Annotated in this window: 14 protein-coding genes; 5 read left to right on the top strand and 9 right to left on the bottom strand. The window is 75.6% G+C overall.

Annotated elements, in window-relative coordinates; genetic code table 11:
• The first annotated feature begins 188 nt into the window (after positions 1-188).
• Together H9657_RS14235 and H9657_RS14230 are read left to right on the top strand one after the other, a co-directional pair.
• A complete protein-coding gene (locus H9657_RS14235; protein ID WP_191784074.1) occupies positions 189-860 on the top strand; it encodes an HAD hydrolase-like protein in 672 nt (223 codons plus the stop codon).
• Between the two features lie 27 nt (positions 861-887).
• Positions 888-1,649, top strand: coding sequence for an HAD hydrolase-like protein (locus H9657_RS14230; RefSeq protein WP_191784073.1), 762 nt, complete (start codon positions 888-890; stop codon positions 1,647-1,649).
• Here the strand turns inward: H9657_RS14230 and H9657_RS14225 are convergent.
• From H9657_RS14225 to H9657_RS14205, 5 genes are read right to left on the bottom strand one after another with little or no spacing between them, the layout of a single operon-like run.
• Positions 1,588-3,564, bottom strand: coding sequence for an allophanate hydrolase-related protein (locus H9657_RS14225; RefSeq protein WP_191784072.1), 1,977 nt, complete (start codon positions 3,562-3,564; stop codon positions 1,588-1,590). The genes H9657_RS14230 and H9657_RS14225 overlap by 62 nt on opposite strands.
• Positions 3,561-5,261, bottom strand: coding sequence for a carbamate kinase (locus tag H9657_RS14220; protein WP_191784071.1), 1,701 nt, complete (start codon positions 5,259-5,261; stop codon positions 3,561-3,563). Before H9657_RS14220 ends, H9657_RS14225 begins: the two co-directional genes overlap by 4 nt.
• A complete protein-coding gene (locus H9657_RS14215; protein ID WP_191784070.1) occupies positions 5,258-6,631 on the bottom strand; it encodes a YlbE family protein in 1,374 nt (457 codons plus the stop codon). Before H9657_RS14215 ends, H9657_RS14220 begins: the two co-directional genes overlap by 4 nt.
• Positions 6,628-8,094 (bottom strand): transcriptional regulator, encoded by a 1,467-nt coding sequence (locus H9657_RS14210; RefSeq protein WP_191784069.1) that lies wholly within the window; start codon positions 8,092-8,094, stop codon positions 6,628-6,630. Before H9657_RS14210 ends, H9657_RS14215 begins: the two co-directional genes overlap by 4 nt.
• A complete protein-coding gene (locus tag H9657_RS14205) occupies positions 8,091-8,951 on the bottom strand; it encodes an oxamate carbamoyltransferase subunit AllH family protein (protein ID WP_191784068.1) in 861 nt (286 codons plus the stop codon). Before H9657_RS14205 ends, H9657_RS14210 begins: the two co-directional genes overlap by 4 nt.
• 110 nt (positions 8,952-9,061) lie before the next feature.
• On the opposite strand from H9657_RS14205, the gene H9657_RS14200 reads away from it, so the two are divergent.
• Entirely contained in the window at positions 9,062-10,546 is a 1,485-nt protein-coding gene (locus tag H9657_RS14200) for a PucR family transcriptional regulator (RefSeq protein ID WP_191784067.1), read from the top strand.
• 15 nt (positions 10,547-10,561) lie between these two features.
• Here H9657_RS14200 and H9657_RS14195 read toward each other — a convergent pair whose 3' ends face one another.
• Positions 10,562-11,092 carry a phosphoribosyltransferase gene (locus H9657_RS14195; protein ID WP_191784066.1) on the bottom strand — a complete coding sequence of 177 codons (531 nt, stop codon included), beginning with the start codon at positions 11,090-11,092 and terminating at the stop codon, positions 10,562-10,564.
• Between the two features lie 49 nt (positions 11,093-11,141).
• On the opposite strand from H9657_RS14195, the gene H9657_RS14190 reads away from it, so the two are divergent.
• On the top strand, positions 11,142-12,020 hold the full coding sequence (locus H9657_RS14190) for a formate/nitrite transporter family protein (RefSeq protein WP_318241512.1): 879 nt from the start codon (positions 11,142-11,144) through the stop codon (positions 12,018-12,020).
• 47 nt (positions 12,021-12,067) lie between these two features.
• On the opposite strand, the gene H9657_RS14185 is transcribed toward H9657_RS14190, so the two are convergent.
• From H9657_RS14185 to H9657_RS14175, 3 genes are all read right to left on the bottom strand, one after another.
• Positions 12,068-13,891 (bottom strand): ABC transporter ATP-binding protein, encoded by a 1,824-nt coding sequence (locus H9657_RS14185; RefSeq protein ID WP_191784064.1) that lies wholly within the window; start codon positions 13,889-13,891, stop codon positions 12,068-12,070.
• The gene (locus H9657_RS14180) at positions 13,888-15,735 is read right to left on the bottom strand and encodes an ABC transporter ATP-binding protein (protein ID WP_191784063.1); all 1,848 of its coding nucleotides are present in this window, start codon (positions 15,733-15,735) and stop codon (positions 13,888-13,890) included. The genes H9657_RS14185 and H9657_RS14180 overlap by 4 nt, the downstream gene beginning before the upstream one ends.
• 72 nt (positions 15,736-15,807) lie before the next feature.
• Complete coding sequence (locus H9657_RS14175) at positions 15,808-16,572, bottom strand: SDR family NAD(P)-dependent oxidoreductase (protein WP_191784062.1); 765 nt, start codon at positions 16,570-16,572, stop codon at positions 15,808-15,810.
• Positions 16,573-16,703: 131 nt separating this feature from the next.
• On the opposite strand from H9657_RS14175, the gene H9657_RS14170 reads away from it, so the two are divergent.
• Complete coding sequence (locus tag H9657_RS14170) at positions 16,704-18,044, top strand: aminotransferase class I/II-fold pyridoxal phosphate-dependent enzyme (protein ID WP_191784061.1); 1,341 nt, start codon at positions 16,704-16,706, stop codon at positions 18,042-18,044.
• Positions 18,045-18,139 lie beyond the last annotated feature (95 nt).

Raw genomic sequence — 18,139 nt, 5'->3', positions numbered from 1 at the left:
TCTACTGAGGACGCACGCCGTGACGCTCGTCCCGTTCTTCCGGAGGCTCACCGGTGATGGCCGGGTCGACGCCTGTGCCGCCAGCATACGAGGTGGTGCGCCCGCGGTCATCCTGATCTCCCGCAGCGGTGCGCGGCGGGAGCGGCGCGATTCGTCGGGGCGCGTGCCTGCGGGGCACCATCGAGCACATGACCACCGCCCTTCCCGTGGCCCTGCTCGACCTCGACGGCACCCTCATGGACTCCGCGTCCGGCATCGTGGCGGCCGTGCGCGCCGCCTACGCGCGAATCGGCGTGCCCGCGCCGACCGAGGCCGTCATGCGGTCCTTCGCCGGTCCGCCGATCACCTGGTCCTTCACGACGCACGGTGTGCCCGCCGACCTGCTCGACGAGGCCGTCGCCGGGTACGGCGAGCACTTCGGGCGCGACGGCGTGTGGGACACCCGCGTCTTCGAGGGCGTCCCGGAGGCGTTGACGGCCCTGCGCGAGGCCGGTGTGCTGCTCGTCGTCGCGACGGCCAAGCCCGCCCGCTGGGCGGTGCCGATCTGCGACGCCGTCGGGCTCTCACCGCTGCTGGACCACGTGGTCGGCGCGCCCGACGACGAGTCCGAGACGAAGGGCCAGATCATCGGGCGGGCGCTGGCCTGGGTCCGCGAGACCCGCGGCGACGTCCCGGTGCGCGCCGTCATGCTCGGCGACCGCGAGCACGACGTGCACGGCGCGGCCGACCACGGGCTGCCGTGCCTCGGTGCGCTGTGGGGGTACGGCGGCGAGGCCGAGCTGCGCGCCGCCGGCGCCGTGGACGTGCTCGCGTCCCCCGCCGACGTCCCCGCCGCCGTGCTCGCGCGCGTGACCGGCTGACGGCCACCTCCTGGGAGGATGGCCGGGATGACTCCCGCACCCCTGGTCCTGCTCGACCTCGACGGCACCCTCACCGACTCCTACCCCGGCATCGCCGCGAGCGCGCGCGTCGCGTTCACCACGCTGGGGATGCCGGTGCCGGACGACGCCGCCCTGCGCGGCTTCGTCGGCCCGCCCCTGGTCGACTCGTTCGCGCGGTTCGGGGTGCCGCCGGCACGCGTGACCGAGGCCGTCGACGCCTACCGCGGCTACTTCCGCACGACGGGCATGTGGGAGAACAGCGTCTACGACGGCATCCCGGAGCAGCTCGTGGCCCTGCGGGACGCCGGGGTCCGGCTCGCTGTCGCGACGAGCAAGCCCGAGGTGTTCGCGGGGCCGATCTGCGAGCGCTTCGGCCTCGCGCGGTACCTCGAGGGCGTCTTCGGCGCGCCGCTCGACCACGTGCCGTCGTCCAAGGCGACCGTCGTCGCCGCCGCGCTCGACGCGCTGCGTCCGGGCGGCGCCGTGCTCATGGTCGGGGACCGCGAGCACGACGTGCACGGCGCGCGCGCGAACGGCGTCGACTGCCTGGGCGTCGCGTGGGGGTACGCGCAGCCCGGTGAGCTGCTCGAGGCCGGGTCGCTGGGCGTCGTCGACCACGTCGGCGAGCTGGCGGCGGCCGCGCTGGCGGCGCTCGACCGCCCGGGCGGGGGGGCGGGGGGGCCGGGGCGGTGCCGGGACGGTGCGGTCAGCCGACCACCGGTGACGACGTGGTGGCGACGTACTGGCGCCACCCCCCGTGGTCGGTGATCTCCGGGTGCTCCTGCGCCGTGGCGCGTCGGGACAGGATCCCCGGCACGCGGCGGCCGTCGGCGAGCTCGACGGGCCCGCGGTACAGCCCGGGCGGCTCGCCCTCGAGGACCCGGACGAGCACCTCGGCCGGCACCTGGTAGAGCTCACCGGGCACCGACGCCCCCTCCTCGTCGTCGCCGACGCGGTACATCCCGGGGTAGGCGCCGTCGATGGCGTGCACCCGGTAGCGGGGCACGGTCGACGTCTCCTCGAGCAGCTCGGCACCGTCGAGGTGGGCGTGCAGCCCCAGTCCGCGCATGAGGGTGCCGTTGACGAAGAGCAGCTCGTCGTCAACGGCGTCGGACCGCTCGTGGCGCAGGTACCACCCGAAGCCCGCGAGGAGCACGGCGAGGAACAGGTACCCGAGGGTCACGGCAGGTGACGCGTTGACGCCCACCTCGACGGCGTTGACGAGCCCGAAGAAGGACAGCACCGCCCCGATCGCCGCCGTGGCGGCCGCGGCGTGGAGCCGGCGGTCGAGGACGAAGCAGGCGATGGCCCCCAGCAGGATGCCGACGAGCACCGCGCCCTGCCCGAGCAGCAGGAGGCCGTCGTAGACGACTCCGTTGGCGAGCAGCGCGCCCGTGCCGACCTCCTGCGCCGAGGTCCCGGCCGCCGCGAGCGCGTTGTTGATCAGCCCCGTCGCCCACTCCGCCAGGCTCGGGATCATCGCCAGGACGATCGCCGGGAAGTACCGGCGCGCGTTCACGTGGAACGCCTGCGCCCCGATGACCAGGCCGATGTACAGCAGGACGGGCACCAGCGCCTGCATGGGGAACACCGCGAGGAACGTGCCGACCAGACCGGTGAAGCACACGAGACCCACGACGATCCCCGTCGCCAGCGAGTACCCGACCCGGCCCCCGACGGCCTTCCAGCCGGGGTGGCCGATGTACACCGCGGGCGGGAACGGCGAGCCGAGGAACGATCCGACGACGGCGCCGAGCCCGTCGGCGGCGAGCACCTGGCGCACGGAGTACCGGTCCCCCGCCGCCGCCGCGGACTCCACGTTCGTCATGCCCTCGGTGAAGTTGTAGATGCCGAGCGGGATGGCCGAGGCCAGCAGCGGCGCGATGTCCTGCAGGCCGGCGACGACGTCGGTCGAGGGCAGGGGCAGGTGCACGGCGAGGTCCGCGAGCGACTGCGTGACCGCGCTGGGTTCGAGGATGCCGGACCACCCCGCCGCCACGGCCACCCACGCGATCGCCGTCGCGACGATCACCGCGACGAGCCCCACGGGTGCGCCCCACGGCATCCGCCGACCGCCGAGCCAGCCGACGAGGATGAACCCGAACGCCACGAACGCGATCCACGGGGCCTGCCACATCTGCGCGGCGGGGCTCATGGAGATGAAGGTGATCGAGATGCCCGCGAGCGCGCCGAGCAGCGCCGCGCGGGGCGTCCAGCGCCGGATCCACGGGCCGAGCACCGCGCCGAGCAGGACGATGCACCCGATGATGAACGCCCACGCCAGGCCCGCCCGCCACGCCGCGAGCGCGTCCTGCGTCTGCAGGAACACCGGCAGCATGACGACGAACACGACGATGAACGTGTGCGGGACGCTGGGCCCGTAGGGCAGTGCCGTCACGTCGGTGCGGCCCTCCCGGCGGGCGAGCCGCCGGGCCAGCACGGCGTACCAGATGTTGCCGAGCGGCAGGGCGATGCCCAGTGCGGGCAGGACCCGCCCGTAGACGGTGTCCGCGGGGATCTGGACGACGGCCAGGCACAGCCCCGTCAGGACGATGACGTTGAGCAGGACGTTGGTGCCGAGGCCGAACAGGCCGTTCCAGTCGCCCGTCGTCCACCACGGCAGCCGGGCGGGCGGCGCGGCGGGGCGGTCCGCGGCCTGCGCGGCGGGTGCAGCATCGCTCATCGTGCGACCTCCTCGTGGATCGTCGTGGGGAGCAGCGCGGCGAGGAGGGCGTCGGACGTCCCGACCCATCCGACGATGCCGCCCTGCGCGCAGAACATGTCGAGTGCCGAGCGGTGGAACTCCGGGAAGTACGACGCCGTGCAGTCGGACAGGACGAGCGCCTCGAAGCCGCGGTCGTTCGCCTCCCGGACGGTCGTCTGGACGCAGACCTCGGTGGTGACGCCCGTGACGACGAGGCTCGTGATCCCGCGGGCCCGCAGGATGGTCTCGAGGTCCGTCGCGTAGAACGAGCCCTTGCCCGGCTTGTCGAGGACGACCTCGCCGGCGACGGGGGCGAGCTCGGGGACGATGCCGTGGCCTGCCGAGCCGCGCACGAGCAGGCGCCCCATCGGCCCCTCCTCGCCGATGCGCAGCGCGGGGCTCCCCCGGTCGCGCTTCGCCGGGAAGAGGTCGGCGAGGTCCGGGCGGTGGCCCTCGCGGGTGTGGATGACCGGCCAGCCGTGACGCCGGAAGGCGGCCAGGACGTGGCTCGTGGGCTCGATCGTGCCGCGCAGCCGCGACACGTCGTTGCCCAGGGACTCCCCGAAGCCCCCGGCCTCCATGAAGTCGCGCTGGAAGTCGATGCACAGCAGCGCGACGTGGCGGGGGTCGAAGGTGAAGGGGAAGGGATCGGCGGGGACGGTGATCATCGGTTCTCCTGTCGGTGCTGTCCGACGGTCCGGTGCTGCCGTGGGTGCCGGGGTGCTCCCCACGGTGAGGTGCGTCCCCGACCGGCCCTCGAGCGCGTCGCGCAGGCGGGGCAGGGACGTGATGACGGCGCGACGACCGCCGTCGGCGACGAACTGCAGCGCGGCGGCGACCTTGGGGCCCATGGACCCCGCGGGGAACTCGCCCGCCTCGAGGTGCCCGCGCAGCTCGACCGTGTCGACGTGGCGCAGCGCCCGCCGGTCCGGCGTCCCCCACCCCACGCACACCTCGTCGACTCCGGTGACCAGGACCAGCGTGTCGACGCCGATCGACGCCGCGAGCAGAGCCGACGCATGGTCCTTGTCCACGACCGCGTCGACGCCGCGCCACGCGTCGCCGCGGCGGACGACCGGGATGCCCCCGCCACCCGCCGCGACGACGACGGCCCCTGTGGCCGCGAGCACCTGGATCTGCTCGGCCTCGAGGACGCGCCGCGGCAGCGGGCTCGGCACGACGCGGCGGTGCACGCCGGGTGCCGTCTCGACGACGGACCAGCCCTCGACCGCGCGCCGCCGGGCGGTCGTCGCCGTCATCGCGGCGCCGATCGGCTTCGTCGGCAGCGCGAAGGCCGGGTCGTGCGGGTCGACCTCGACGTGGGTGAGGACGGCGACCGCGCGCACGCCCAGCCCGCGCCGCTCGAGCGCACCGTCGAGCGCCACGGTGAGGAGGTGCCCGATGCCGCCCTGGGAGTCGGCGACGGCGAGCCACAGCGGCAGGTCGGGCAGGCCCTCGGACGCGGCGTCCGCCGCGACGAGCTCGCCGCGGCGCACGATGTACCCCACCTGCGGTCCGTTGCCGTGCGTGACGAGGACGCGCCGGCCGTCCGCGACGAGGTCGGCGACCTGCGTGGCGAGGTGCGCGGCGCGCTCCTGCTGGCGGGCGACGGTGCCGGCCTCGCCGTCGAGGACGAGCGCGTTGCCGCCGACGGCGAGCAGCACGGCGCCGGTCATCGGGACCTCGCCGCGTGCAGCGCGCGGACCGCCTGGAGGAAGACGGCGGGCGGCGCCTCGACGATGCCCGCACCGATCTGCCCCACGCCGGCCTCGCGGTGCGCGATCCCGGTGTTGATGACCGGGAGCACGCCGGTGTCGAGGACCTTGAGCACGTCGATACCGCTGGGCGCACCGGCGAAGCCCAGCGACGCGAGCCGGAGCGCGGGATGGGGGCCCGTCGTGATGCGCCGCATGGAGAGCGTCGTCTCCAGGGCGTCGTCGGGCGTGCCGCCGACGAACGCGGTGATCGCGGGAGCGGCCGCCATCGCGAAGCCGCCGATGCCCAGCGTCTCGGTGATCGCGGAGTCCCCGAGGTCCGGGTTGGCGTCCGCGCGGTCGTAGCCCGGGAAGAAGAGCCCGTCGGCGGCGCCGACGGGGGCGGTGAACCACCGGTCCCCCGTGCCCGCGACCCGCAGGCCGAACTCGACGCCGTTGCGCGCCATGGCCGTGACGAGCGTGGAGTGCTCGGTCCCGACGGCGGCGTCCATGGCCAGCTTCGCACCGGCCATCGACAGGTTGAGCGCGAAGTGGTCGTTGCCCGCGAGGAACCGCAGCGCGGGGACGCCCTGCTCCTGCTGGGCCACCGCCGGTGCGAGGCGCCGCGTCAGCAGGGCCGTCGCCGCCACGGAGCGGTTGTGGCCCTCGTCGCCCATCGTGAGCGCCTGCGCGAGCAGCGACGTCACGTCGACGGGACCCTCCTCCCCCAGCGCGGCGTCCAGGACCGGTGCGAGCACGTCACGCATCCAGCGCAGGCGGTCGAGCACGTCGGTGTCGAAGGCGCCGAAGCGCAGCACACGTCCCAGGCCCTCGTTGAGCGACGCGAACGCGCGGCGGTCGCCGTCCTCGACGACGAGCACCGGCATCGAGGGCGACAGGACGCCCGCCATCGGACCGACCACCCCGTGGTGGTGGCACGGGTCCAGGACGACCCCGCCGCCGGCGAGGAGGTCACGTGCCTCCTGCGACGTCGCCGCCCAGCCCTCCAGCAGCACGGCACCGACCAGCGCGCCGCGGACCGGCCCGCACATCCGCTCCCACGCGATGGGCGGCCCGGCGTGCAGCAGCACCCGCCCGTCGCCCGTGCCGGGGACCACCTCCCGCGCGGGACGCACGCCGACGAGCTGCGGACGCGCGGCGTGCACGGCGGCGAGCGCGCGGCGGTTCGCCCCCTGCGTGACGTCGTCGTCGAGCGCGAGCGCGAGCCGCGCGGCCTCGGCGTCGCCGAAGGCGGGGGGCCGCCAGTCGAGCTGGAGCACGTCCGCGGGCGCGACCCCCTCGACGACCGCGGGCAGGCCGACGTTGAGGACGCGCACCCCTCCGGCGATCACGCGGTCCTCCCGCTGCGGCAGAGCACGGCGACGGCGGCACGTGCCGCGGCCGCGTTGGACGGGTGGACGACGACCCCGGCCTGCACCAGCGTGCGACGGGCCGACGCCAGACCCTGCGGGTCGCCGTCCGTGCCGCACACCGACGCCAGCACCACGAGCTCGCGGCCGCCGGACCGGGCGGCGCGGACCGCGGCCGCGGCGGCCTCCGCGAGCGGCGTGGTCGGGTCGGCCGCGGCGCCGTGACCCAGGACGAGGTCGACGAGCAGGACGCCCACGTCGGGCCGGTCACCCGCGGCGACGACCGCCGCCGCGCGGCCCGCGGGGTCGATCATCGGGTGCGGCCGTCCGACCGTGTACTCGTCGTCCCCCAGGTCGAGCACCTGCGCCGGGACGCCGGCGCGCCGCAGCACCACCCGCGCCTCGGCGGCCAGCGTCCCGCCGGTGTACAGGCCGAGGACGCCGCCCGTCGGCGTCGCGCTCGGCAGGGCGACGGGCTCGAGGTCCAGCACCGCACCGACCAGCGCGGCCGCCGCGCGCGCTCCGCCCTCGAGAGTGCCGCGCAGCGGCACGGGGCCGTCGGTGTCGCCCTCGCCGAGCAGGCACGCCACCGCGGGCTTCCCGAGCGTGGCCAGGCGCGCGAGCAGGCGCCGGGCGACCTCCGCAGCGGGCGGCTTGGACACGACGACGACGACGTCGGTCGCGTCGTCCGCGCCGAGGAGGTCGAGCGCGAGGTGGGTCATGGTGCCGCCGACGGCGGTCGACAGGTCGCGCCCGCCCACGCCGACGAGCTGGGAGACCCCGGTCCCGGCGCGGTGCAGCAGGCACGCGACCTCCTGCGCGCCCGTCCCGGAGGCCGCGACGATGCCGACCGGACCGCGGCGCACGGCGTTGGCGAACCCCAGCGGCACGCCGTCGAGGATCGCGGTGCCGCAGTCCGGTCCCATGAGCAGCAGCCCGCGCTGCGCGGCCAGGTCCTTGAGCCGGACCTCGTCGGCCGTCTGCACGTTGTCGGAGAAGCACAGCACGTGGAGCCCGGCGCGCAGCGCCTGCTCGACGACGACGGGCGCGTACGGGCCGGGCGTCGAGACCACCGCCAGCGTCAGGGCGGGGTCGACGGTCAGCCCCTCGGTGACCGTCTGCGGGGCGCGCTCGCGCCGGGGACCGCTGTCCTGCACGACCGCGTCGAGGCCGGCCGCTGCGGCCTCGAGCGCCGCGGAGACGGTCGCCTCGTCCGCGCCTCGCACGACGACGACGAGGTCGTCCGGCGCGGGTGCGACGTCGGGCGGCCGCATCGCGGAGCGCTCGAGGATCGCGAGGTTGCCCGGGGTGCCCATGACGACCCCCGCACGCGTCACGCCGGCGCGCCGCTCGAGCGCCGCGGCGAGCGACATGAGCGTCACGGAGTCGCGGTACAGGCGCGGGAACACGCGGGCGGCGAGCGTCTGCGTCGCGGCCGGCGTCATGCGGTCCTGCTCAGGTCGACGCGCTGCTGCGCGGTCCGACGTCCCGACCACGCCCCGGGTCCGCGCGCACCCGCGGCCACGCCGGCCGCGAGGTCGAGGCCCGAGGTCGCTCCCCAGCAGCGCGCCTCGCGGAGCGCCGCGGCGACCAGCCGCACGTCGGCGGTGGCCTCGAGCAGCCGGTGGACCCGCTCGGCGGCCTGCCCCTCGAGCGCCGCGCGCAGGTCGTGCTGCGACAGGCTCGTGGTGCGGTCGAGAAGTTCGGGCAGCGCCCGGCGGATCGCCGCTGCGGCACGCGCGGCCGCGTCGTCGGACCGCCGGTCGAGGCCTGCGAGCGCCCCCACGACGACGTCGTCACCGCTGGGCGTGGACCCGGGGCCGACGCCGACGAGGCCGCGCAGCACCCGCCGCACGCGCCGCACGTCGTCCGCGCCGGCCGCGGCGACCAGGACGCGTCCCCCGGACCGGGCCGGGCCGGGGTCCAGCGGCCCGCCACCGTCCGGGACGGCCGCGCCGGCGGCCAGGGCGTGCGCGGCGGCGGTGTCCACCGCCGCGCGGCGCACGGTCAGGTCGACCCGGACCGCTCGGCGCAGCGACGTCGCCCACTGCCCGCGGTCGAGCCGGCTGCCCACGGGCGTGGTGCGGACGCGGTCGAGGTCGCCGTCGTCCGCGAGGCACACCCCGCCCGGCACCAGACCGTGCGCGGCGGACGTGACCGGCACGAGCAGACCACCGGACGTGCGCAGCACCACGACCGTGCGCCCGACGTGGACGACGGTGGCGGCGAGCACCGCGTCCCACCCCGGCGCGTCGGCGGCCGCCCGGGCCGGCCGGGCGTCCGATATGAGCGGGATCGACATACTCTGACCGTAGGTACCGGGGCATCCGTGCCGCAGCGTCCGAACCGGACGGCATCGGGACGCCGCGTCGTCCGATGTGGACAACGCGCCGACGTGGACGAGAGGCAGCCGTGGCGACGCTGACGGTGCGGGACGTCATGACCCTGGCACCGCTGCGGGGCGCCTACGTGCTGGCGGGTGACGCCGGCGTCGACCGGCTGGTCACCGGCGTCAACGTCATGGAGGTCCCGGACATCGAGCCGTACATCAAGCCCGGTGAGATGCTCCTGACGACGGCCTACCCGGTGCGCGAGCGGCCCGAGGACCTCGTCGACCTGCTGCGTCTGCTCAGCTCACGCGGGCTCGCGGCCCTGGCGATCAAGCCGCTGCGGTACCTCGACCGCCTGCCCGACCAGTTCGCCGAGATCGCCGACGAGCTCGCGTTCCCGGTCCTGGTGGTGCCGGGCGACACGTCGTTCAACGAGGTCATCGCCGCCGTTCTGGCGGTCGTGCTCGCGGAGCACGACGCCGAGCCCGCGCACGACGAGGTGATCCGCGAGCGCCTGACGGGCATCGCGCTGGCGGGCGGCGGCCTGACGGAGATCGCGCGGACGCTCACCGGTGCGCTCAACCGGTCGGTCGACGTCGTCGCCGACGACCCCGTCCTGCTCGGCGGCCCGGCCTCGGCGGCGCCGGTCCGCGCACCGGGACCCGTGGCCGACGCGAGCCGCTGGGAGTTCCCCGTCACCGTCGCGGGCGTCCGCCGTGGCCGTGTCGTCCTCGGCGGCGACGGCGAGCCGACGCGGGCCCAGCGACGGCTGATCCGCCAGGCCTGCTTCGCCGCCGGGATGCACATCGCGCAGGCGCTCGCGAGCATCGAGCTCGACCGGCGGCTGCGCGTCGTCTTCCTCGAGGAGCTCGTCACGGCGACGCCGCTCGACGCGGCTGCGCTCGAGCAGCGGACACGGCTGTTCGGCTGGGACCTCGGCGGCACGACGACGGTCGTCGTCGCGGCGTGCGACGCAGCCCCCTCGGAACAGGCGCTGCAGGCGGCGGCGCGTCGCACGCTCGGCACGGGCGCGGTGGCCTGGCTCCGCGGCACCCAGGTGGTCGCGATCGTGCCCGGGTCGGGGGGCGCGGAGGAGGCGTTCCGGACGGCGCTCGCGCGGGCCGGTGCCGGGAACGTCGTCGTCGCGTCGGGCCGCGCGGCGGACACGCTCACCGCGCTCCCCCGCAGCCACGCGTCGGCCCAGGAGGTCCTGCACATCGCCGGCGTCACGGGCCGGACGACGGCGCGCCACGACGACCTCGGGTTCGAGCGGCTGGTCCTCAGCCTGCCGCCGGAGCTCCTGCGGGAGTACGTCGACGCGCAGGTCGGGCCGCTGCTGCGGCACGATGCGCAGGCCGACGGCGAGCTGTGCCGGACGCTCGAGGTGTTCCTCGGTCTCGGCAACGCCGCGGAGGCCGCCCGACGCCTCTTCGTGCACTACAACACGATGAAGCACCGGCTCCAGCGCATCGGCGACCTGCTGGGGGCCGACCTGCACGACCCGCGCACCCGCACCGCGCTGGCCCTGGCGCTCGAGGCGCACCGGCTGGTGCGACCACCGACGTGACGCCCCGCCGGGGTGTCAGTGCGTCGCCTCGACCGGCGGCAGGGCCGACCACGGGAACGTGATCCACCGGTCCGTGCGGCGCCACACGTAGTCCGGGTCGACGACCGACCGCGGCTTGGCGTACAGCACCGCCGTGCGGACCTCGGAGCAGTCCTGGGCGAGCAGCCGCCGCACGAGCGCGAGCGTCTCCCCCGAGTCCGCGACGTCGTCGACGACCAGCGCGCGCAGACCGCGCACGGCGTCGGTGTCCAGCAGGGGCGGCAGCAGCAGCGGCTCGGGCAGCGTGCTGCCGACGCCGGTGTAGAACTCCACGTTCATCGTCCCGACGGCCTTGGTCCCCAGCGCGTAGGCGATCGCGCCGCCGGGCGGCAGCCCGCCCCGCGCGACCGACACCACGACGTCCGGCTCGAAGCCCGAGTCCACGACCGTCTGGGCGATCTCGCGCGCCGCCCGGCCGAACGTCTCCCAGTCGAGGACCTCCCGGTCCCCCGTGCCCTCGACCGTGCCCTCGTCCGCGCCCTCGTCCGTGCCCTGCGTCGTCGTCATGTGCCCATCGTCACCCACCGCGGGGGCACCCGTGTGGCAGCGTGGGGCTGTGAGCACCACCGGCCCCGACGCAGGCGCCCTGTTCCCCGGCAAGCAGTTCATCAGCACCGTCCTGGAGTCGCTCGAGACCAAGACGGCCATGTCGGGCACGCTCGGGCGCCGCTACCTCATGCGCGCCGCGATGGCCGGGATCATGATCGGCCTGCTCTACGGCGCGAACTACGCCGTGATCGCGGCGTTCGACCAGATCGTCGTGGGCGGCTCGACGCTGCAGCCGCTGGGGCGCATGGCCGGGGCGCTGACGTTCGGCTGGGCGCTCGTGTTCATCTACTACTCGCGGTCCGAGCTGCTGACGTCGAACATGATGATCGTCTCCATCGGCGCCTACCACCGGCGCACGTCGTGGGGGCGCGCGGCGCGGCTGCTGGGCCTGTGCTACCTCGGCAACGTCGTCGGTGGTCTGCTCGTCGCGGTGCTCGTCCGGTTCTCGACGCTCGCGGAGGGCGCCGTGCTCGAGCAGATGGTGGCTGCCGTGGACCACAAGCTCGCGTACGTCGCGGCCGGACCCGTCGGCTGGGTCGACCTGCTGGTCCGTGCGGTGCTGTGCAACTTCTGCATCAACCTGGCGATGCTGCTCGTCTACAACGGCCTCATCACGAGCGACGTCGCCAAGTCCTCCGTCATGATCGTCGCGGTCTTCGTCTTCGCGTTCCTCGGCCTGGAGCACTCGGTCGCCAACACGGTGCTGTTCTCGATCGTGGGCCTGCGCGAGGGCGTCGACCTGGTGCTCGCGGCGGGCAACGTGGCGCTCGCCCTGGTCGGCAACTTCATCGGCGGAGGGCTGCTGATCGGCCTCTACTACGCGTACGTCAACGACGACACGCGATGGCTGCGGGACAACCCGCCCGCGGCGGACACGAGCGTCTGAGCCCTGCGACCCCGCGGTCCCGCGACCCGCCGCGGCCCGGGCACCGGTCAGGTGCTGCGCAGCGACTCCTGCCACTGCGCGTGCAGCGTGGCGAACCGTCCCCCGGCGGCGACGAGCGCCGCGGGGCTGCCGTCCTCGACGATGCGGCCGTCGTCGACCACGAGCACGCGGTCGGCGTGCATGACGGTCGACAGCCGGTGCGCGATGACGACGGCCGTGCGGCCGGTCAGCAGCGTGCGCAGGCCCTCCTGGACCAGCTGCTCGCCCGGGATGTCGAGCGAGCTCGTCGCCTCGTCGAGCACGAGCACCGCCGGGTCGGCGAGGAACGCGCGCGCGAACGACACGAGCTGGCGCTGGCCGGCGGACAGCCGCACGCCGCGCGTGTCGACGTCGGTGTCGTAGCCGTCGGGCAGCGACGCCAGCAGGTCGTGGACGCCGACCGCACGGGCCGCGCGCTCGATCTGCGCCTGGTCGGCCCCCGGCCGCCCGAGGGCGATGTTCGCGGCGACCGACCCCGAGAACAGGTACGCCTCCTGCGTGACCATGACCATCGCGGTGCGCAGGTCGCGCGGGTCGATCTCCCGCAGGTCGACGCCGTCGAGGCGGACCGCCCCGGTGCGCGGGTCGTAGAACCGGGCGAGGAGCTTGGCGACCGTGGACTTGCCCGCGCCCGTCTCGCCCACGAGCGCGACGGTCTGCCCGGACGGCACGTGCAGGTCGAGCCGCGGCAGCACCGTGGGCCTGTCGCCGTAGCCGAAATCGACGCCGTCGAAGCGCACGTCGCCCCGCGGCTCGCGCAGCCGGACCGGGTGCACCGGGTCGGCCACGGTCGGCTCCTGCGCGAGCAGGCCCGAGAGCTTCTCGAGCGCGGCCGTCGCGGACTGGAACGAGTTGTAGAACATGCCGATCTGCGCGAGCGGCGCGAAGAACCGGCGCGCGTACAGCACCGCGGCGACCAGGACGCCGACGTCGAGCGCGCCGTCGAGCACCCGCAGACCCCCGACCAGCAGGACCGCCGCGACCGTGACGTTGCCGATGAGGACCAGGCCGGTGTCGAACACGCCGTTGACGCGGATGGCCTCGGCGTTCGCCGCGCGGTACTCCTCGGCCTCGACGTCGTAGACGGCGGCGACCTCCTGCTCGCGTCGGAAGGCCTGCACCGCGCGGATGCCCGTCATCGTCTCGACGAACCGGACGATCACGCGCGCCACGGCGGTGCGCGACCGGCGGTACTGCGCCTGCGACTGCACCTGGAACCACCGGGTCAGCACGACCCCGGGGACCACGGCGACGAGCAGCACGAGACCCGAGCGCCAGTCGAGGACCGTCAGGCCGACGGCGGTGAACGCCATGGCCAGACCGCTCGCGGCGAGCGTGGTGACACCGCCGTCGAGCAGCTCGCGCAGGGCGTCGAGGTCGGACGTCTGCCGCGAGATGATCCGGCCCGACGTGTAGCGCTCGTGGAACTCCAGGCTGAGGCGCTGCGTGTGCCGGAACACGCGACCGCGCAGGTCGAGCAGCACCGCCTGGCTGACCGTGGCCGCCATGCGCACCGTCGCGGCCGTGAACACGCCCGCGACCAGCGCCGTCACCGCGTAGCCCCCGGCGACCAGGAGCAGCGGGCCGGCGTCGCCGGAGCGCAGCGCGGGGATGCCGCGGTCGATGCCCAGCGCGACCAGCGCCGGCCCGGCCACCAGCGCGAGCTGGGCGACGACGACGACGAGGGCGGTCAGCACGGCGCGCCGCGTGACGGGCCGCAGCAGCGACGCGAGCAGGCCGAGCGAGCGGCGTCGCACCTCGCGCGGCGTCTCGTCGCCGTGCTCGTCGGGCGCCGGCGCGGTGGCGCCGCGGGGCGCGGTCGTGGCGGTCATCGGTGGGCCGCCGCGACGTCGCGGGTCGTGGTGCCGCCCGGGCCGTCGTCCGCGCCGTCCGGGTCGTCGCCCTCGGCCGTCAGGACGTACCGGTAGTGCGGGTGCGTCGCGAGCAGCTCGGCGTGCCGGCCGACGCCCGTGATGCGGCCGTCCTCGAGCACGGCGACGCGGTCGGCCAACGCGACGGTCGACGTGCGGTGGGCGACGACGAGGGTCGTCGTGGTGGCGAGCGCGCGCCGCAGCCCCTCGGTCACGTGCGCCTCGGTGGCCACGTCGAGGGCCGACAGCGGGTCGTCGAGGACGAGGACGCGCGGCCGGCCGGCGATCGCCCGCGCGAGCGCGACGCGCTGCCGCTGGCCACCGGACAGGCTCATGCCCTCCTCGCCGATCACGGTGTCGATCCCGTGCGGGAGACGGTCCACGAACCCCGCGCTGGCGACCTCGAGCGCGGCACGCACGACCTCGGTGGCCGCGTCCTCGCCCATCGACGCGACCTCCTGCGGCGGCAGCCCCATCAGCACGTTGTCGCGCACGGAGGCCGAGAAGAGGATCGGGTCCTCGAACGCGACCGCGACCGCGCCGCGCACGTCGTGGCGGCGCACGTCGCGCACGTCGACGCCGTCCACCAGCACCGCGCCGCCGGTCACGTCGTAGAGCCGGGGCACGAGCTGCAGGAGCGTGGTCTTGCCGCTGCCCGTCAGGCCGACGAGGGCCATCGTCTCCCCCGGCTCGAGGACGAGGTCGACGCCGCGCAGGACCTCGCGCGAGCCGGCGCCGTGGGCGAACCGCACGCCGCGCAGCTCGACGCGCGTGCCGTGCGCCGGCGCGGGCGGGAGCGGCACGGGACGCTCCGGGTCGGCCAGCGCCGGCGCGGTGTCCATGACGTCGAGGAACCGGTCGGTGCCGGCGCGCGCGTCGAGCGTCATCGCGAGCAGCTGGCCGAGGCTCTCGACCGGCCGGGTCATCACGGCGGCGGTGGCGAAGAACGCGACGAGCGCACCCACGCTGACGCGGTCGCTCGCCGCGAGCCACACGCCCAGCCCGAGCGCCACGGCCAGCGTCGTCTCGGGGATCCACGCGAGCGCGAACGACATGCGCGACTGCGCGCGCGCCTTGTCGAGCTCGGTGCCGCGCAGCTCGTCGGCCTGCTGGACGAAGTCGTCGAGCGCGTCGTCGCCGCGCCCGAACGCCTTGAGGACGCGGATGCCGTGCACCGACTCCTCGACGCGCGTCGCCAGGTCACCCGCCTGGTCACGGGCCCGCCGCGCGACCACCTTGTAGTCCATCCGGAACCGGAACCCCAGCACCATGACCGGCAGCGCCCCGAGCAGGTACACGACGCCGAGCAGCGGGCTGGTGACGAGCATGAGCACCGTGCCGACCAGCACCGTGGTCGCGGACACGACGAGCTGCACGAGCCCGAACACCATCCACCGGCGCACCGTGTGCAGGTCGCTCATCGACCGCTGCAGCAGCTGCCCGCCGGACCACCGGTCGTGGAACGCGACGGGCAGGTCGAGCAGGTGGCGGAACAGGTCGGTGCGCATCGTGCGCTCCACGCCGGTGCCCGGGGTCGCGATCAGCGCACGCCGGCACCACACGAGGACCGCCTCGAGCACGCCCAGCAGGAGCACCAGGAGCGACGCCTGCACGACGGCCGCGCGTGAGCCGTCGGTCAGCAGGGGCCCGTTGACGACACCGCGCAGCACCTGCGGGACCGCGAGCGCGATGAGGCTGGCGACGAGCGTCGCGCTGCCGCCCGCGACCACGCGCGGCAGCGCCGGACGGGCCCAGCGCACGAGGCGCAGGAGCGCACGCGTCGTGGAGATGTCGGCAGGGGGCATCCACTCAGACTAGATCGCGGCACCGACAGCGCGCGTCGGGGCCGCCGCGCGCGCGAGGGCCGCAACGCCTGGTCAGACCCCCGTGCGGGCGGTCGTCGTGTTGTTCGCCTGGGCCCGCGGACGGACGACCAGCAGGTCGACGTTGACGTGCGCCGGGCGCGACAGGGTCCAGGCGATGGTGTCCGCGACGTCGTCGGCCACGAGCGGCTGGTAGCCCTCGTAGACCTTCGCGGCGCGCTCGGCGTCGCCGCCGAAGCGGACGAGCGAGAACTCCTCGGTGGCGACCGCGCCCGGCGCGATCTCGATGACCCGGATCGGCTCGCCGACCAGCTCCCAGCGCAGCGTCGTGGCGAGCTGGCGCTCGGCGTGCTTGACGCCCGTGTACCCCGCACCGCCGGGGTAGGCGTCCAGGGCCGCGGTCGACGTCACGACGAGCACGTCGCCGGCGCCGCGCTCGCGCAGCAGCGGCAGCACGCCCTGCGTCACCCGCAGCGTGCCCAGCACGTTGAGCTCGTACATCCTGCGCCAGCCGTCGAGGTCCGCGTCCGCGACCGGGGCCAGGCCCAGGGCACCGCCGGCGTTGTTCACGACGGCGTCGAGGCCGCCGGTCGCGCGCACGTGCGCGACCAGGGCCGCGACCTGCTCGTCGCTCGTGACGTCGGCGGCGAACGCGTCCGCCCCGGTCTCCTGCGCGAGCGCCGCGAGGCGGTCGGCGCGGCGGGCGCTCGCCACGACGTCCCAGCCGTCGGCGCGCAGCCGACGCACGGTGGCGGCGCCGATGCCGGACGACGCCCCGGTCACGAGCGCGCGGCGAGGACGGTCGGTCGACGAGGTCATGCGGTTCTCCTGGCGGTCGGTCGGGGGTGCGCGACGAGCATGGCACGCAGACGGCCCGGGGCGACCGGCCGGGTCGTGCGCGCTCACGTCCCGGACACGCAGGCGCAACACGAGCACGCGACGATGCGCGCATGTCACCGCAGGAGCTGGCGGAGCTCGTCGCCGACCGATCGCCGCGCGGCATCGCCGCGACCATCGCGCGCCTGGTCCACACCGGTGACCTGCTGCCGGGCGACCGGCTCCCGACGGTCCGCCAGCTCGCCGGTGCGCTGGGCGTCAGCCCCGCCACGGTCGGGTCCGCGTGGCAGACGCTCGCGTCCGCGGGCCTCGTCGTCTCGCGCGGACGCGCCGGGACGTCGGTGCTGCCGGGGTCGGCCGGTCGTCTGCCGCCGCGCTACCGCGCGCTCGCCGACGGGCCCTCCGCACGTCTCGACCTCGCGGCGGGCGCTCCCGACCCCGGCCTGCTCCCGGACCTGGCTCCCGCGCTGGCCCGCGTCGCCGCCCGGGCACCGGGTGCGCGCGCCGGCGACTACCTCGACGACCCCGTGCTCCCCGACCTCGAGCGGCTGCTGCGCTCGTCGTGGCCGTTCGTCCCGCAGCGCCTGACGGTCGTCGACGGGGCCGTCGACGCGCTGAGCCGCGTCCTGGAGCAGGTGGTGGGCTTCGGCAGCCGGGTGGCCGTCGAGGACCCCGGCTTCCCGCCGGTCCTCGACCTCATCGACCACCTCGGGCTCGAGCCCGTGCCCGTCGCGCTGGACGACCAGGGGCCACGTCCGGACGCGTTGGCCGACGCGGTGGGCTCGGGTGCGCGCGTCGTGCTGCTGCAGCCCCGCGCGCAGAACCCGACCGGCGTCAGCACGACCCCGGCCCGTGCGCGCGACCTGGCCGCGGTGCTGCGCCCGGTCGCCGGTCAGGTGTGGGTCGTCGAGGACGACCACGCGGGCGCCGTCGCGTCGTCGCCGGACGCCAGCCTGGGCCGGTTGCTGCCGGACCGCGTCGTGCACGTCCGCTCCTACTCCACGTCGCACGGGCCGGACCTGCGGATCGCCGCCGTGGGCGGGCCGGCGGACGTGCTGGACCGGCTCGTCGCCCGACGCATGCTGGGGCCGGGGTGGACGAGCCGCCTGCTGCAGCACGTGCTCGTGGACCTGCTGACGGACTCCCGTTCCGTCGAGGCCGTGGCCCGGGCCCGGGACGACTACGCCGGTCGCCGCCGTGCGCTGAGCGTGGCGCTCGCCCGCCACGGGCTCGACGTGCCGCCGGGCGACGGCCTGCACCTCTGGGTGCCCGTGCACGACGAGCCGACGGCCCTCGTGCGGCTGGAGGCCGCGGGCGTCCGCGTCGCGCGCGGCCGCCCGTTCTCCTGCGACCCGGCCCGTGCGACGGGCCACGTGCGGGTCAGCGTCGGCGCGCTGCGACCGGGGGACGTCGACACGGTCGCCGCGGCGCTGGCCGCGGCCGCGGCTCGCTGACCCACCCTCGAAAAAGCGGTTGGTGTACCAACCGAATGGTTTCGTCCGTCGCCCCGACGGTGCCTCGCGCACCAGAGTGTGGATCGTTATCACCA

Origin of the sequence: Cellulomonas avistercoris, from assembly GCF_014836445.1 — a bacterium.
In the GTDB taxonomy this organism is placed as follows: domain Bacteria; phylum Actinomycetota; class Actinomycetes; order Actinomycetales; family Cellulomonadaceae; genus Cellulomonas; species Cellulomonas avistercoris.
Note: the sequence above shows the minus strand (reverse complement) of the source record. Positions and strands in the feature narration are given on the sequence as shown.

Bases quoted from the DNA above. Each gene is read 5' to 3' on its own strand.
- H9657_RS14235 (WP_191784074.1), top strand. From the start codon at position 189: ATGACCACCGCCCTTCCCGTGGCCCTGCTCGACCTCGACGGCACCCTC.
- H9657_RS14230 (WP_191784073.1), top strand. From the start codon at position 888: ATGACTCCCGCACCCCTGGTCCTGCTCGACCTCGACGGCACCCTCACC.
- H9657_RS14225 (WP_191784072.1), bottom strand. From the start codon at position 3,564: ATGAGCGATGCTGCACCCGCCGCGCAGGCCGCGGACCGCCCCGCCGCG.
- H9657_RS14220 (WP_191784071.1), bottom strand. From the start codon at position 5,261: ATGACCGGCGCCGTGCTGCTCGCCGTCGGCGGCAACGCGCTCGTCCTC.
- H9657_RS14210 (WP_191784069.1), bottom strand. From the start codon at position 8,094: ATGACGCCGGCCGCGACGCAGACGCTCGCCGCCCGCGTGTTCCCGCGC.
- H9657_RS14205 (WP_191784068.1), bottom strand. From the start codon at position 8,951: ATGTCGATCCCGCTCATATCGGACGCCCGGCCGGCCCGGGCGGCCGCC.
- H9657_RS14195 (WP_191784066.1), bottom strand. From the start codon at position 11,092: ATGACGACGACGCAGGGCACGGACGAGGGCGCGGACGAGGGCACGGTC.
- H9657_RS14185 (WP_191784064.1), bottom strand. From the start codon at position 13,891: ATGACCGCCACGACCGCGCCCCGCGGCGCCACCGCGCCGGCGCCCGAC.
- H9657_RS14180 (WP_191784063.1), bottom strand. From the start codon at position 15,735: ATGCCCCCTGCCGACATCTCCACGACGCGTGCGCTCCTGCGCCTCGTG.
- H9657_RS14175 (WP_191784062.1), bottom strand. From the start codon at position 16,572: ATGACCTCGTCGACCGACCGTCCTCGCCGCGCGCTCGTGACCGGGGCG.
- H9657_RS14170 (WP_191784061.1), top strand. From the start codon at position 16,704: ATGTCACCGCAGGAGCTGGCGGAGCTCGTCGCCGACCGATCGCCGCGC.